This is a genomic window from Butyrivibrio sp. MB2005 (assembly GCF_000424285.1).
Lineage (GTDB): Bacteria > Bacillota > Clostridia > Lachnospirales > Lachnospiraceae > Butyrivibrio.
The window spans coordinates 115190-131120 of the sequence record NZ_AUJP01000015.1; the positions used below are offsets into that span (position 1 = coordinate 115190).

General features: G+C 43.4%; 11 protein-coding genes. All 11 read left to right on the forward strand.

From position 1 onward, the window contains the following. Positions 1-1038: 1038 nt before the first annotated feature. The 11 genes from proS (at position 1039) to G610_RS0109255 (ending at position 15856) form a co-directional block, all read left to right on the forward strand. Positions 1039-2475, forward strand: coding sequence for a proline--tRNA ligase (proS, locus tag G610_RS0109205; protein ID WP_026524547.1), 1437 nt, complete (start codon positions 1039-1041; stop codon positions 2473-2475). A 101-nt stretch (positions 2476-2576) separates the two neighbouring features. After that, positions 2577-3932, forward strand: coding sequence for a CCA tRNA nucleotidyltransferase (locus tag G610_RS20355; protein WP_035797318.1), 1356 nt, complete (start codon positions 2577-2579; stop codon positions 3930-3932). Positions 3933-4008: 76 nt separating this feature from the next. Further along, positions 4009-5970: a PEGA domain-containing protein gene (locus G610_RS0109215; protein ID WP_026524548.1), complete on the forward strand. Its 1962-nt coding sequence runs from the start codon at positions 4009-4011 to the stop codon at positions 5968-5970. Between the two features lie 2 nt (positions 5971-5972). Further along, the gene (locus G610_RS0109220) at positions 5973-6212 is read left to right on the forward strand and encodes an RNA-binding S4 domain-containing protein (protein WP_026524549.1); all 240 of its coding nucleotides are present in this window, start codon (positions 5973-5975) and stop codon (positions 6210-6212) included. 74 nt (positions 6213-6286) lie between these two features. Next, complete coding sequence (locus tag G610_RS0109225; RefSeq protein ID WP_026524550.1) at positions 6287-6604, forward strand: FtsB family cell division protein; 318 nt, start codon at positions 6287-6289, stop codon at positions 6602-6604. A 58-nt stretch (positions 6605-6662) separates the two neighbouring features. Then, complete coding sequence (gene tilS, locus G610_RS0109230; RefSeq protein WP_026524551.1) at positions 6663-8105, forward strand: tRNA lysidine(34) synthetase TilS; 1443 nt, start codon at positions 6663-6665, stop codon at positions 8103-8105. A 14-nt stretch (positions 8106-8119) separates the two neighbouring features. Then, positions 8120-8644 carry a hypoxanthine phosphoribosyltransferase gene (gene hpt, locus G610_RS0109235; protein ID WP_026495499.1) on the forward strand — a complete coding sequence of 175 codons (525 nt, stop codon included), beginning with the start codon at positions 8120-8122 and terminating at the stop codon, positions 8642-8644. A gap of 24 nt (positions 8645-8668) precedes the next feature. Continuing rightward, positions 8669-10540 (forward strand): ATP-dependent zinc metalloprotease FtsH, encoded by a 1872-nt coding sequence (gene ftsH, locus G610_RS20360; protein WP_155830996.1) that lies wholly within the window; start codon positions 8669-8671, stop codon positions 10538-10540. A 220-nt stretch (positions 10541-10760) separates the two neighbouring features. Further along, positions 10761-12869 (forward strand): glycoside hydrolase family 13 protein, encoded by a 2109-nt coding sequence (locus G610_RS20365; RefSeq protein ID WP_051197899.1) that lies wholly within the window; start codon positions 10761-10763, stop codon positions 12867-12869. Positions 12870-12880: 11 nt separating this feature from the next. Beyond that, positions 12881-14362, forward strand: a complete 1482-nt coding sequence (locus G610_RS0109250) for a hypothetical protein (RefSeq protein ID WP_026524552.1) — start codon at positions 12881-12883, stop codon at positions 14360-14362. 24 nt (positions 14363-14386) lie between these two features. Further along, positions 14387-15856, forward strand: a complete 1470-nt coding sequence (locus tag G610_RS0109255; protein ID WP_026524553.1) for an MBOAT family O-acyltransferase — start codon at positions 14387-14389, stop codon at positions 15854-15856. The last annotated feature ends 75 nt before the right edge of the window (positions 15857-15931 follow it).

Sequence of the window (15931 nt, forward strand, 5' to 3'; positions counted from 1 at the left end):
TGAAATAGAGGCGTGAGACAAGGAGTGACTAGAGAGATTTGGCTGTTCAAGCAGAGGAAATCGGGAAAAAGTCTGAAATAGAGGCGTGAGACAAGGGGAGACCAGAGAATTGAAGCAGATCAAGCAGAGAAAATCTAGAAAATGGGTGAAATAGAGGCGTGAGACAAGGAGTGACTAGAGAGATTTGGCTGTTCAAGCAGAGGAAATCGGGAAAAAGTCTGAAATAGAGGCGTGAGACAAGGGGAGACCAGAGAATTGAAGCAGATCAAGCAGAGAAAATCTAGAAAATGGGTGAAATAGAGGCGTGAGACAAGGAGTGACTAGAGAGATTTGGCTGTTCAAGCAGAGGAAATCGGGAAAAAGTCTGAAATAGAGGCGTGAGACAAGGGGAGACCAGAGAATTGAAGCAGATCAAGCAGAGAAAATCTAGAAAATGGGTGAAATAGAGGCGTGAGACAAGGAGTGACTAGAGAGATTTGGCTGTTCAAGCAGAGGAAATCGGGAAAAAGTCTGAAATAGAGGCGTGAAACAAGGGGAGACCAGAGAATTGAAGCGATTCAAGCAGAGGAAATTGGGAAAAGGGCTGAAATAGAGGCGTGAGACAAGGAGTGACTAGAGAAATTTGACTGTTCAAGCAGAGGAAATTGAGAAAAAGGTCGAAATAGAGGCGTGGAACAGGGCGAGACCAGAGAATTGAAGCAGCTCAAGCAGAGAAAATCGGGAAAATGGCTGAAATAGAGGCGTAGAGAGCAGAGAAGCCTCAAAACAAAAGAACCTTGCGCAGAGAAAAAACCAAAAGCCCGCCCACAAACAAAGCCTGCCCACCAGTAAAGCCCTCTCGCTTACAACAAAATAGTCCCAAGATACCCCCCACCCACCCATCACCCCTTCCATGCTTGACAACACAAGGGTTTAAGCCGTAACATTAAACAGACTATCGATAATAAGTGAAAGTATGTCCCGGGGCGAAGCCGGAAAACAGAGAATATAGGCGCTTTGCAACTACAAAGGGACAATAATAAGCAAGGAGAAAATATCATGGCACAGGATGGAAAGAAGCTTGTATCCGAGATCACATCAATGGATGAGGATTTCACACAGTGGTACACAGACGTTGTCACAAAGGCAGGACTTATCAGCTACTCTAACATTAAGGGATTTATGGTGATTAAGCCTGCGGGATATGCTATATGGGAGCTTATTCAGAAGCACCTTGATGAGCGTTTTAAGAAGACAGGTGTAACAAACGCATATCTGCCAATGCTGATACCTGAGTCTCTTCTTCAGAAGGAGAAGGACCACGTTGAAGGCTTCGCACCTGAAGTTGCATGGGTAACACATGGCGGTACAGAGCCTCTTACAGAGAGATATTGTGTTCGTCCCACTTCAGAGACATTATTCTGTGATTACTATAAGGGAGAGATTCATTCTTATAAGGATCTTCCTCAGGTACTTAACCAGTGGTGTAGCGTTGTTCGTTGGGAGAAGGAGACAAGACCTTTCCTTAGATCAAGAGAATTCCTCTGGCAGGAAGGACACACAGCACACGCTACATTTGAAGAAGCAGAAGAGCGTACACAGCAGATGCTTAATGTATACGCTGATTTCCTTGCAGAAGATATGGCTATTCCCGTTATCAAGGGACAGAAGACTGAGAAGGAGAAGTTCGCAGGTGCAGAAGCTACTTATACAGTAGAGGCTCTTATGCACGACGGAAGAGCTCTTCAGTCTGCAACAAGCCACAACTTCGGTGATGGCTTTGCTAAAGCATTCGAGATTCAGTATGCAGGAAAAGATAATAAGCTTCATCACGTATTCCAGACATCATGGGGCGCAACCACAAGACTTATCGGAGCTATGATCATGGTTCACGGTGACAATTCAGGTCTTGTACTTCCTCCCAGAATTGCTCCTACTCAGGTTATGATCATTCCTATCCAGCAGAAGAAGGAAGGCGTACTTGAGACAGCAGGCAAGATGCTTGAGGCACTCAAGGACTTTAGAGCTAAGCTTGATGATTCCGACAGAAGTCCCGGATACAAGTTCTCTGATCAGGAGATGCGTGGTATTCCGCTTCGTATCGAGATCGGACCTAAGGACATCGAAGCCGGCAAGTGCGTAATCGTAAGAAGAGATACAAGAGAAAAGATCGAGTGTGCTATTGATGAAGTAGCAGCTAAGGTTGGCGAGATTCTCCCTAAGATCCAGAACGATATGTATGAGAGAGCTAAGAACCACCTCGATACACATACATTTGCAGCAACCAATAAAGAAGAGTTTGAGGAAGCCTTCAAGGATACAAAGGGCTTCGTAAAAGCTATGTGGTGCGGCGACAGAGCATGTGAAGACAAGATCAAGGAAGACTATTCCGTAACCAGCAGATGTATTCCTTTCGAGCAGGAGAATCTGTCAGGCACATGCGTATGCTGTGGTAAACCTGCTACAAAGATGGTTTACTGGGGCAGAGCATATTAATACAAATAAAGCCCAAAGTATTATAAAATTAGATAGAGGCTTCGCTATGGGAGCGAGGCATTAGATTGGAAAAAGCTAAGAGAGATTTGAATAAGGAAAATATAAAAATCAGCATACCGCCGGCGGCAAGAGAGATATTAGACAGACTCCACAGTGCAGGTTTTGAAGCCTACGTTGTGGGAGGCTGTGTAAGAGACAGCATTCTTGGCAGAGTGCCCGGGGACTTTGATATTACCACCAGCGCTAAACCTCAGGAAGTAAAGGAACTTTTTGACAGGACCATCGATACAGGTATTGAGCATGGTACCGTTACCGTTATGATTGGCAAAGAGGGTTTTGAAGTTACCACCTACAGAATTGATGGCGAGTATGAAGATAGCAGACATCCCAAAGAAGTCATTTTCACCGCAAGTCTTATAGAGGACCTTAAAAGGCGCGATTTCACTATAAATGCCATGGCATACAGTGATGAAGACGGACTTATAGATGAATTTGACGGACTTTCGGATATTGAAAACAAAATAATCCGCTGCGTGGGCGAGCCTAAGGAACGCTTTACAGAAGATGCTCTTCGAATGATGAGAGCAGTAAGATTTGCAGCTCAGCTTGGATATGACATCGAGGAAAAGACAAGGGAAGCCATAAAAGAGCTTTCACCCACCCTTTCAAAGATAAGCGCAGAGAGAGTTCAGGTGGAGCTTGTAAAGCTTATTACTTCCGATAACCCGGGCAGAATAAGAGATTTGTATGAAACCGGCATTACAGCTGTGATAATGCCCGAGTTTGACAGATGCATGGACACTCCGCAGGACAATATTCACCACGCCTATACTGTGGGTGAGCATATCATCAAAACCGTGGAAGCTGTTCGAGCAGACAGATATTTAAGACTTACAATGCTTTTCCACGACATAGAAAAGCCCTCCTGCAGAACCACTGATGAAGAGGGAGTTGATCACTTCTACGGTCATGCTGAGAAAGGCGCTGCCACAGCGGTAGCTATTTTAAGACGCCTTAAGTTCGACAAGGATACCATGAACATGGTTGAAAAGCTGATCAAGTATCATGATTACAGATATCCTGCCGAAAAAAAGAATGTAAGAAAAATGGCAAGCAAGGTGGGAAGAGATATATTCCCTCTTCTCTTAGAAGTCAGAGATGCAGATACTGCCGCTCAAAGCGACTATTTAAGGGATGCGAAAAACGAGTGGACAGACGAAGTCAGAAGGCTGTTTGCCGAAATATTAAAGGATGATGAGTGCCTTGCAATATCCGATCTTGCCGTAAACGGTAAGGATCTTATGGATGCAGGCATTAAGCCCGGAAAAGAGATGGGCCTCATATTAAAAGCGATGCTTGCGGATGTTTTGGAAGATCCTTCTCATAACAACGCAGAGTATCTTATGAAAAAAGAGAATCTTGATAAGATATTGAAAAGTATTTCAGAAAATACATGACAGACACTTATCGGATAACACAGCGGAAAGAGGCGCATAATGCGGCGCCTGTTTTCCGAAAAGCGGGGGAAAACAGATGAAAAGGATAGTGCGTTTGTTATTATCTATAATAATAGCGGCATCGATTTTTTCTGTGCAATCTTACGCGGTATTTGCGCAGTCGCAGACGGGGGATAGCCAGGTAAGGATTTCACTTCTTGGCAAATATGATTCTGCGGATACGGCATCTATAAAGCAGATAAATACTGTTTCCAAGACAATTCAATTCAGAAATCATGACATTGGGAAAAATTACACCCTTAAATACGACAACACCTCGCAGATAACCAACATTCACGGCGAGCCTATTTCTGCGGCTCTTTTGGAAGTGGGACAGGTTGTTGATATAACCTTTCTTAAGGGATCAAAGCATCTTAATTCCCTGACTGTGTCCAAAAAGGCATGGCTTGAGGAAAATGTCACAGACTTTAGCCTTGTAAGCGATGATGAGACAGCCAAAATAAATGGTACGGTTTTCCATATCACCAGAAAGACCCTCATCATATCTGACGGACAGGCGGTTAATCCCGAGGATATCTTAGCAACAGACACTTTAAGAGTAAGCGGAATAGATAAAGAGCTTTACAGCATAGTTGTTACAAGAGGACATGGCTATGTGAGCCTGTCTTCAGATAAGGTAAATAACAGAACCCTTGTGGGCGCATGGATAGAGCTTGATAAAGAGGTCATTAGGAAAATCACACCAAATATGCTTATAAGTGCCCCTGAGGGTAGCTATAACGTAAGCATAGCGGGCAACGGCACCAAGTTTTCATCAGAGATTGTCGTTAACAGAAATGAAGAGACAGTTATTGATACCAGCGTCGTTGAAATAGAGAAAATTCAGGAAGGCAATGTGACCTTCGTAGTTACTCCCAAGCAGGCAAGAGTCTTTGTGGACGGAGACGAGGTGGTTACAGAAGTTCCTCACAGCTTCACCTATGGAAAACACAAGGTCCACGTAATGGCTGATGAATATAAGTCTCAGGATCACTATCTTAAGGTTGGTGAGCCTGATGCCACAATTTTTATCGACCTTGAAAAAGCGGAATCTGAAAAGGACGACAGTAAGAGCACTTCTGAGGAAAGCAGTACCGAGGATGACAGCTCTGACAGCTCATCTGATTTAAGCGAGGACGCAGGAAGTTATTCCGCGTCTGATTACAGCAGCTATAATAGCAACGATAAGAGCACCAGCAGTGCTTCATCGAAGTCTTCTTCCAAGAACAGCTCTTCCAAGAAGTCTTCGACCACTTCTTCAAGCTCATCATCTGCTTCAGCTTCAGTGGACTCAGAGGCAGCTTCGACAGTAATTTCCGTTGAAGAGGAGGATGATTCATCTTCAAGTTCCACCAGCTCTGACTCATCAGCTGCTTCAACTACCAGCGACAGCTCATCCACAAGTTCATCAAAGGATGACTCCGGAAGTGGAGATACATCAACTGATGAAGAGGATAAAAATATCGTAAGCGGATACAAGGTAATGTTTGATGTGCCTGTTGGGGCAGAGGCATACCTTGACGGTAATTATCTTGGAATTATGCCTGTGACCTTTGCAAAAACAGCAGGCCAGCACATGGTAACACTTCAGAAGGATGGCTATGAGACCAAGAGCTATACCATTCAGATAGACAAAGAAAAGACCAATGTAACATATTCATTCCCGGATCTTGTGCCTGTTAAGAAGGATGATAGCGGAAGCTCATCTACAGATGACAGCTCAGGTGAAGGCGATACCAGTGATAGCGGCGATTCAGGCTCTGGCAAAACCGATGTAACACCGGAGGATGGCACAAACCCCGGAGGAGAGGGATCTGACAATCCGCCTGAAGAGCAGGATCCATCACAGACTCCAACAGATCAGGACCCTACAGGAACTGAGGATCCCGGAGAAGGCGGAGCTAAGGATGATGATAAAAAGCCCACTGAAGAGACACCGGAGGGCGGACTGTCTCCGGAACCTGCTACCACCACAAAAACAGAAGAAGGAAATGACTGACAATGAGATTAGATAAATATTTAAAGGTTACAAGACTCATCAAGCGCAGAACAGTAGCAAATGAAGCCTGTGATGCGGGAAGAGTAATGATAAACGACAGAGTTGCCAAGGCATCTGCAGACGTAAAAGCAGGAGATATCATCAGCATAAGCTTTGGTAATAAGGATGTTAAGGTAGAAGTCCTCGACGTGAGAGAGACAATTCACAAGGAGGATGTAACAACGCTTTATAAATATATCTAAAAAAACGTTCAAATGACTTCGTTTAATTGCAAAGTGCCCTGCTATGCGATAAAATAAAGTCAGGGGAGTATTTTATGGCAACAAGAGCAAGATATAAAGGAAACAGTATACATAACAGGTTAGGACTTGGGCTTGCCGGAATAGCAGTTATACTTTTGACTGTAGTTGTACTTATCAGAAGTATTACGCTATACCAGAAGCTTAGTCAGTACGAGTCCAGAATTGCCAGCCTCCAGACACAGATAGAGAGCGAAGAAGCTCGAAGCGAGGAGATAGCTGAGTTTGAAAAATATACCACCACGAGGAAGTATATTGAAGAGGTTGCAAAAGAGAAGTTAGGACTTGTATATCCCGGCGAGATCATTTTCAAGGATGAGAACGCAGGAAAATAATGATAATAATGGGGCTTCGGAAGTTATTCCGAAGCCTTTCTGACTTAATAGAATAAAAATGGACAAAACATTACTTAAGGTAATAAAATTCATAACTGATGAAGGGCTTATAAAAGGCGACGAGATCGTTCTTGCCGGGGTATCCGGCGGGGCTGATTCCGTATGCCTTTTTAATATGCTTTTAGAACTGTCAAAGGACCTTGGCTTTAAGCTTGCGGTTATTCACATTAACCACATGATAAGGCAGGAAGCGGGAGAAGATGCTGCCTTTGTGGAAAAGCTATGCGAGGATAACAAGGTTTCTTTTTTCAGAAAAGATATAGATATTCCGGCGCTTTCAAAGGCTTCGGATGCCTCGGAGGAAGAGCTTGCAAGGAATGAGAGATACAAAGCCTTTGAAGCGGCAGCAGAGATGCTCTCTGAGAAATTCGGTAAAAAGGTAGTCATAGCAACTGCCCATAATGCCAATGATCAGGCTGAGACAATGCTCCACAATCTTTTCAGGGGAAGCGGAATTAAGGGTCTGTCCGGTATTAAGGTACTTAGCTTTAGAGGTGATTTTGAACTGATTAGACCTCTTCTTGTTCTTGAAAGAGACGAGATTGAGGAGTATCTCACAGAAAAAGGCTTAAAATGGTGCACCGATAAGACCAATGAGACGGACGATTATACAAGGAACAGAATCCGTCATAATATCCTGCCTGTTGCAAAGGAGCAGATTAATAACGGAGCCATCAGGCACGCTGCAAAGGCAGCAGAATATATCTCAGAGGTTGATGATTATATCGACGAGCAGGCGGATGCGGTATTTTTTGATATTGCAGCCATGAGCCAGGGCGGAATAAGCATAAACTGCGAAAGATGCGCAATGGAGCACAAGGTCATAAGAAGCAGAATCCTCATGAAGGCCATAAAATTCATTGTTCCGCACATCAAGGATATTCAGGGCGTTCACATTTCTGAGCTTGATGAAATGCTGCAAAGAACTGAAGGCAGTGAGAGTTTGAGTCTTCCCTATGGCATAAACGCCACGAGAGAGTACGGCGTCCTGATACTGAACCTTGGCGACATCCCTTCAAATGAGCCTGAAGATACCAAAACAGAAAGCTTTTTAATAGGCAAAGATCTTCTGGAAGCAGGAGAAAACCTTACTTTTGATATTCCCGGACTTGGGAGAGTTAATTTTACGCTCTTTTTATATAAAAGTGATATGAAAATCCCTTCGCTGGAATATACGAAATGGTTTGATTATGATAAAATAAGTAATAGTATGCAATTCCGACGTAGAGAGACAGGAGATGTTATCGAAATCGGTGATGGCACTAAAACACTGAAGAAATTTATGATAGACGAGAAGATACCTGCTAAAAGCAGAGATGAGCTGTTTATTCTTTTCGAAGATAAGGATGTAATCTGGATCCCCGGATACAGAATAAGCAGTAAATTCAAAGTGGATAGCGATACAGCAAGAATTTTGGAAGTGAAATTGATATCTGATTGATTTAGGAGGAATTTATGGCAGAATCAGTAAGAGTACTTCTTTCAGAAGAGGAAGTTGACAAGAGAATTCAGGAGATAGGAGACCAGATCAGCAAGGATTACGCAGGCAAAACCGTACACCTTGTATGTGTTCTTAAGGGCGGAACATTTTTCATGTGTGAGCTTGCAAAGAGAATCACAGTTCCGGTAACCATGGACTTCATGTCTGCATCAAGCTATGGCTCATCCACAAAATCAAGCGGCGTAGTTAAGATCGTTAAGGACCTTGATGAACCACTTAAGGATAAGGACGTTCTTATTGTCGAGGATATCGTAGACTCAGGCAGAACCCTCAGCTATCTTATCAAGATGCTAGGCGACAGAGGCCCTGCAAGCATCAAGCTTTGCACACTTCTTGATAAGCCCGAGAGACGTGTAATGGATGTCAAGGTAGATTACACAGGCTTTGAGATTCCTGATGAATTCGTAGTAGGTTATGGTCTTGATTACGACCAGAGATACCGCAACCTGCCATACATCGGAGTCGTTGAATTTGACTAATAAATCCGAAGGGGAGTAACGACGTTGAAGAACAGAGGCTTTAACTTTTACTTTGGGCTGATAGTTGTTTTGTTATTGGCACTTGCTTTTTTGGAGTACGGAAGGGGCAGGATTCAGTCATCAGACACAGCCTACACAAGGGGACAGTTGGTAAAGGATCTTGAAAACAGCAAGGTCTACAGTGCTGTCATCATACCAAATGAAGAGACACCAACAGGTGTAATTGAGATCATTCTTACGGATCATTCAGAGAAAATCCTTTATGCTCCGGATGTTTCTGTAATTGAAGAGATTCTCATAAGCCACGGTATTGATCCGGTTGTACGGGATGTTCCCGGTGAGAATATTCTCATAAGCAGCATAATACCTATACTTGTCGGATTGTTTGTTATTACCTTCATAATCGTTATGATGAATAATTCCCAGGGTCAGTCATCGGGCAATAACCGGATGATGAACTTTGGAAAAAGCAGAGCCAGATTATCCACAGGCGAAGACAATAAGATAAAGCTTACTGATGTAGCAGGTCTTGTTGAGGAAAAAGAACAGCTGGCAGAGATCATTGAGTTCCTTAAGGATGCTGCCAAGTTTACAAGAGTCGGTGCGAGAATTCCAAAGGGTGTACTTTTAGAAGGTGCCCCCGGAACAGGTAAGACTCTTCTTGCAAGAGCTGTAGCAGGAGAAGCGGGAGTTCCCTTCTTTAGCATTTCAGGTTCCGACTTCGTTGAGATGTTCGTCGGTGTCGGTGCTTCCAGAGTAAGAGACCTTTTTGCAGACGCAAAAAAGAATTCACCCTGCATTATTTTCATTGATGAGATAGATGCGGTTGCACGCCGCAGAGGAACAGGTATGGGTGGTGGCCACGACGAGCGTGAGCAGACACTTAACCAGCTCCTTGTTGAGATGGATGGTTTTGGAGTAAACGAGGGTATCATAGTAATGGCGGCTACAAACCGTGTAGATATCCTTGATCCCGCAATCCTCCGTCCAGGACGTTTCGACAGAAAGATCACAGTTGCAAGACCTGATGTAAGAGGAAGAGAAGAGATCCTCAAGGTTCATGCGAGAAATAAGCCTCTTGGCGATGATGTTGATCTTAAGAGCATCGCTCAGACAACAGCAGGCTTTACAGGTGCCGATCTTGAGAACCTCCTGAACGAGTCAGCGATCAATGCAGCCATGGATAATCGCAGCTATATCAAGCAGCCCGATATCCAGAAGGCTTTCGTACAGGTTGGAATCGGAACAGAGAAGCACAGCCATATTATTTCAGATAAAGAGAAGAAGATTACAGCTTACCACGAAGCAGGACATGCGATTCTTTTCCATGTTCTTCCTGATGTGGGACCTGTATATACAGTATCCGTAATTCCTACAGGAATGGGTGCTGCAGGTTATACAATGCCGCTTCCTGAAAAGGATGAGATGTTCCATACCAAGGGCAAGATGCTCCAGGAGATTATGGTTTCCCTTGGCGGACGAATCGCAGAAGAGATCATTTTCGGCGATATCACAACAGGCGCATCCAGCGACATCCAGAAGGCTACAAGCGAAGCCAGGAAGATGGTTACCGTATACGGTATGTCAAAAGCCATCGGTATCATCAACTACAATGAGCAGGAAGAGGACGTATTTATCGGATATGATATCCAGCATAATAAGCGTAACTCAGAGCTCATGGCCGGCGAGATCGACAAACAGGTCAAGATTATTATTGATCTTTGCTATGCTAAGGCAAAGGATATCATCAGTTCCTACGAGGATGTTCTTCATAGCAGTGCGAAGCTTCTTATAGAAAAAGAAAAAATAGGGCGTGAGGAATTCGAGGCATTATTTGAAGCTCACGCGGCTGTCTCTTTTAGTGAGGATGTGGCAGCACTTGCTGACCAGATATAAGGCTTGTGCAAAATATACAAAAATGCGTCGAGGGTTTTAGTAATTTTGTGAAATCGTAGCATTTACCCGTCAGAGGGTTGGTGCTATTATAATCACGTAACCCCCAATACATTTAAAGTTTTTTGCTATACCCATAAGAAAGAAATACCTTCTCTAAAACGGACAGCATCCCTAGCTGTCCGTTTTTACGTTATACAGATTTATAGATAGGGGAAAGCAGATGATTAGACAGGGCAGATTGTTTCATGACATGACGCTTGATTATTTACGACCGATGGAGCCCAAATCCGGCAGCAAGGTTTATCTGTATTTTCGTTGTGGCACAAAAGAAGCAGATAAGATCTTTATTATCTGGGAAAGTACGGAAGAGACCAGAGAGATCGTAATGAGAAAATATGAGACTGAGGATCAGTTTGATTACTATCAGACATCTGTAAGGATTCCGAAGTCCGGGGGCATAATCTATTATTATTTCAGAATAGAATCAGGTGATGAGAGAGTTTATTATGACAGAACGGGTGCGACCTACGACGTGCCTTATGCCAACAGATTCAGACTGATACCTGATTTTTCAACTCCTGAATGGGCCAAGGGTGCAGTGATGTACCAGATTTTTGTGGACAGATTCAGGAATGGTGATCCCTCAAATGATGTTCTTACAAATGAATATTTTTATGTAAATGGAAAAAGTGTGCATGAAGACAACTGGCGGAAGGATCCTGACCCCAATGGCGCGGATATAAGAACCTTCCATGGCGGAGATCTTCAGGGCATTATTGATAAACTCGGCTATCTAAAGGGGCTTGGAGTAGAAGTAATCTACTTAAACCCGATATTTGTATCGCCTTCCAATCATAAATATGACACCCAGGATTATGATCATATTGATCCCCACTATGGGAAGATTGTTTTTGATATAGGCGAGCTTTTAACTGACAGTAATGATAATAAAAACGCCACCCGTTACATCAACCGTGTGACGAATTTAAGGAACCTGGAAGCCTCTGATGCGCTTTTTGCAAAGCTTGTGGAGGAAGCTCATAAGCTGGGCATAAGAGTTATTCTTGATGGCGTATTTAACCACTGCGGTTCCTTTAATAAGTGGATGGATAAAGAAGGCATCTATGAAGGCCGCGAGGGGTATGAAGAAGGTGCATATACCTCAAAAGCAAGTCCCTACAGGGATTTCTTTAGATTCAACAGTGACAACTGGCCAAATAACTCGGACTATGAGGGCTGGTGGGGATATAATACTCTGCCAAAGCTAAATTATGAAGGCAGCAAGAACCTGGAGGATTATATCCTTAGAATAGCTAAAAAGTGGGTTTCTGCGCCATATTATGCTGACGGCTGGAGACTTGATGTGGCAGCGGACGTGGGACACTCTGAAGAATATAACCACAGCTTTTGGAAAAAATTCAGAGAGACCGTTAAAGAAGCTAATCCAAACGCCCTTATACTTGCTGAGCACTATGGCAATGCAATGCCATGGCTCATGGGCGGCGAATGGGACACGGTAATGAATTACGACGGCTTCATGGATCCTGTGACCTATTTCTTTACGGGAATGGATAAGCACAGTGATGAGTACCATGAGGAGCTTATAGGTAACGTCGAAGCCTTTTGGCAGAACATGCAAAAGGCAGGAATTGAGGCCTTTTCGGAGAACTCATACTTTACCGCCATGAATGAGCTTTCCAATCACGATCATTCCAGATTTTTGTCAAGAACCAACGGCGTTGTGGGAAGAAGCTCAAGTATGGGCTGCAGAGCCGCCGACAATGGAGTAAATAAGGCGGTTATGAGGCAGGCGGTTATGCTTCAGATGACATGGCCGGGAGCGCCTACTATCTATTATGGGGATGAAGCCGGTGTATGCGGCTTTACGGATCCCGATAACAGAAGGACATATCCCTGGGGACTTGAGGACGTAGAGCTCATAGATTTCCATAAAAAGATGATAAATATCCGAAGGAGCAGCACTGAGCTAAGGACCGGCTCCCTTGTAAAGCTGGATGCCGCTGACAACGTTCTTGCCTTTGGCAGATTCAACCGCACCTGCGCCACCATGGTGGTTATCAACAGAAGCGAATACGAGACAGTGTGCGAGATAGATGTGGAGCCCCTTGGAATCCCAAGTGAAGCAAAGCTCCTTAAGGTTATGGAAAGTACTTCCAGGGGATTTAGAAGCGATCCGCTTAATTATAATGTTAAGAACGGCAAGCTTGTGAGGGTTTATGGCCCTCTTTCAGCAGTAGTACTGCAATATAACAGAATAACTGCGGTTAATGAAGAGGCCTTCTGGTCTACCAACTTCTTCCGCATGTAAGGGTTGTGTGTATGAAGAAAAAAATTGGACTGTTTATAAAAACAGCGATATTTCTGTGTCTTCTTGGTATATGCCTCTTTGGATGCAGCCTGATTATTCAGAGAAAATCAAGCTATATCAAAAATGAGATGTATATGCAGGAATCAGAGAAAAACAATATTGATGTTTTCATATTGGGGTCATCCCATGTGATAAACGGAATAAATCCCATACAGCTGTATGAGGATACCGGTATTACGGCATATAATCTGGGGGGATATGGAAGCGTGCTTTTATCAAGCTACTGGCAGTACCGCCTGGCCCTTGCCTACAATACGCCAAAGCTTGTGATTGTAGATGCATATATGCTTGAGAATGATATCAGGTACATAGATGATCCAAATGCCAATGTGAACAGCGAGGAACTTCATCTTAATATAGACAGATTTCCTCTTAGCAGGACTAAGCTTGCTGCCATGGATGACATGTTTGAGCATCAGGAAAAAAAGTACCCCTTCCTCTTTGATTTCATGGTCTATCACGACAGATGGAAAGAACTTGAAGCTGATGACTTTAAGAGAGTAACGGGAACAGCAGAGATTAATCATCTTATGGGAGCTGATATCAACTATGAGGTGCTCTCATCAGGACTTGCCTATACTGATTTTGGCGCCGGTACACTGGAGAATGAGACAGTTGGTACAACTTATCTTAGGAGAATCATAGAAGACTGCCAAAGCAGAGGCATAGATGTGGTTGTGGTTACGGTTCCTTTCCTTGCAATGTATGAAAACCAGGCAGCAGCCCATACAGCAGCAAATATCGCTGCAGAATACGGCGTTGCAAACATAAATATGCTGGAGATTCCCGGTATTGTGGACTATGATGTGGACTTCATGGATGCGGGACACATGAATATCATGGGTGCCACCAAGGTTACGGATTATCTTGGCAAATGGTTAAGCGAAAACAAAGACCTTCCGGATCACAGAAATGAAGCCGGTTACGAGAACTGGCAGAAGTTTTCTGAGGAATTTGAGGCGGGTATCCTGAATAACAGCGAGGGAAATGAGGACCTTTATTCTCAGCTTGTTTATCTCAATCTGACAGCTAAAGATAAGACCTTTGCAATAAGTATTAAGGGCGGTTCCAAGATATATGCGGATACAGCCCTGCTTAAGCTTTTAAAAGGAATTGGTGCGACGGAGCAGCTGGATATGGCTGCTGAAGGAAAACAGCCATACTTTATGATCTATGATCATGGAAATGTCAGCGAGGTTTGCGGCATCGGCGAAATGGCTGATTTTGATACTTCCCAGGGGCACATGCAGTATGAGCCTGCAAGCGATCTCTACAGAGTATTGTTTATAGGGGATGATACAGAGAATAATGTCCTTTATTCAGATGCTCATCCCTATGTAGATATGCAGCTACTATTTTTTGATGATGGCGACATATCATCGCACCAGTACTACACTCTTAACTACCTGGAATATGAGTATGCACAGGAATAATACTTTACAATCCGGAGGATTACAATGCAGTTCGTTTCACTTAAGTTTTTATGTTTTCTGTTTGCTGTAATAGCAGTAAACTTCATACTTCCAAAGAAAATAAGATACATCTGGCTTTTGGCAGCAAGCTTTACCTTCTATTTCATGGCAAGTGATAAGCTTCTTATTCTTCTTGTAGCTGTTACGCTTATTACCTATTTGTCGGGAAGACTTATAGAGAAGTACAAAGGGGAAAAGAAAGCCAAAACGGTACTTGTCTGTTCCATCGTTTTACTTGTGGGCATTCTTGGATATTTTAAGTACACAGGCTTTTTGCTTGATACCGTAAAGAGTATTCAGGGACTTTTAAAACTCCCCGAGTCAGAGCTTGTGTTTGATATTCTTCTTCCTGTTGGAATATCCTTCTATCTCTTCCAGGCTATCGGATATCTTGCGGATGTTTACATGGGCAGGATAGAAGCAGAGAAAAACTACTTTATGCTTGCTCTTTTCATATCATTCTTCCCGCAGATCACATCGGGACCTATTGAGAGAGCAGGAAATATGCTTCCCCAGTATAAAGCGCCTGCATCCTTTTCCTATGATGCCATGAGAGATGGACTTCTTCTCATGATGTGGGGATATTTCCAGAAGATGATCCTTGCTGACAGACTCTCAGTCCTTGTTAATACTGTTTATGCTTCACCCAAGTCCTTTGGCGGCACCACAGTTTTTCTTGCAACGGTGTTCTATACCTTTGAGATTTATTGCGACTTTGCGGGTTATTCCAATATCGCGGTAGGATCTGCAAGGATTATGGGAATTAAGCTTATTAACAACTTTGAGCATCCTTACCTTACAGGCAGTATCGCAGAGTTTTGGAGAAAATGGCACATATCCCTTTCCACATGGCTTAAGGACTATATCTATATTCCTCTTGGCGGAAACAGAAAGGGCTTTACCAGGAAGCTCATTAACATCATGATCGTATTTGCAGTCAGTGGACTGTGGCACGGCGCTGCATGGACCTTTGTTGTATGGGGACTTCTTCACGGTCTTTATCAGGTAATCGGAATCCTTCTTAAGCCTGTAAGAGACAAGGTGGTGGAGATTCTTCACGTAGACAGAGAAGGCTTTTCCCACAGACTCTTTAAGATTGTTGTGACATTCCTTCTTGTAAATCTTGGATGGGTATTCTTTAGAGCTGACACTTTTGCAAAAGCTATGCTGGTAATAAAGAAATCCTTTAGTCCTACTCCCTGGGTTCTTGTGGATGGCACCCTCTTTAACCTTGGCCTGTCAGAGCCCGATGTACGACTCTTGTTTATGGGACTTATACTTCTCATAGTAGTTGATATCTGCAATGCAAAGAACATTGTGGTTCGCGATGTTTTGACAAAGCAGAGCCTGCCCTTAAGATGGCTTGTCTATATCTGCGCTGTGGTTTTCATTGTTACATGCGGAATTTGGGGCCCCGGATATGATGCTGCGTCATTTATTTATTCAAGCTTTTAAAAATGGCCTGCAATTTATTAGTCAAATTCATGAAATGTGGCTGAAATATCAAAAAAGATTGTAATGTTTTTATTA

What these genes read in the sequence shown, in the direction of transcription:
- proS (WP_026524547.1), top strand. Translation starts at nt 1,039, where the DNA reads ATGGCACAGGATGGAAAGAAGCTTGTATCCGAGATCACATCAATGGAT.
- G610_RS0109255 (WP_026524553.1), top strand. Translation starts at nt 14,387, where the DNA reads ATGCAGTTCGTTTCACTTAAGTTTTTATGTTTTCTGTTTGCTGTAATA.
- G610_RS0109220 (WP_026524549.1), top strand. Translation starts at nt 5,973, where the DNA reads ATGAGATTAGATAAATATTTAAAGGTTACAAGACTCATCAAGCGCAGA.
- hpt (WP_026495499.1), top strand. Translation starts at nt 8,120, where the DNA reads ATGGCAGAATCAGTAAGAGTACTTCTTTCAGAAGAGGAAGTTGACAAG.
- tilS (WP_026524551.1), top strand. Translation starts at nt 6,663, where the DNA reads ATGGACAAAACATTACTTAAGGTAATAAAATTCATAACTGATGAAGGG.
- G610_RS0109250 (WP_026524552.1), top strand. Translation starts at nt 12,881, where the DNA reads ATGAAGAAAAAAATTGGACTGTTTATAAAAACAGCGATATTTCTGTGT.
- G610_RS0109225 (WP_026524550.1), top strand. Translation starts at nt 6,287, where the DNA reads ATGGCAACAAGAGCAAGATATAAAGGAAACAGTATACATAACAGGTTA.
- G610_RS20365 (WP_051197899.1), top strand. Translation starts at nt 10,761, where the DNA reads ATGATTAGACAGGGCAGATTGTTTCATGACATGACGCTTGATTATTTA.
- G610_RS0109215 (WP_026524548.1), top strand. Translation starts at nt 4,009, where the DNA reads ATGAAAAGGATAGTGCGTTTGTTATTATCTATAATAATAGCGGCATCG.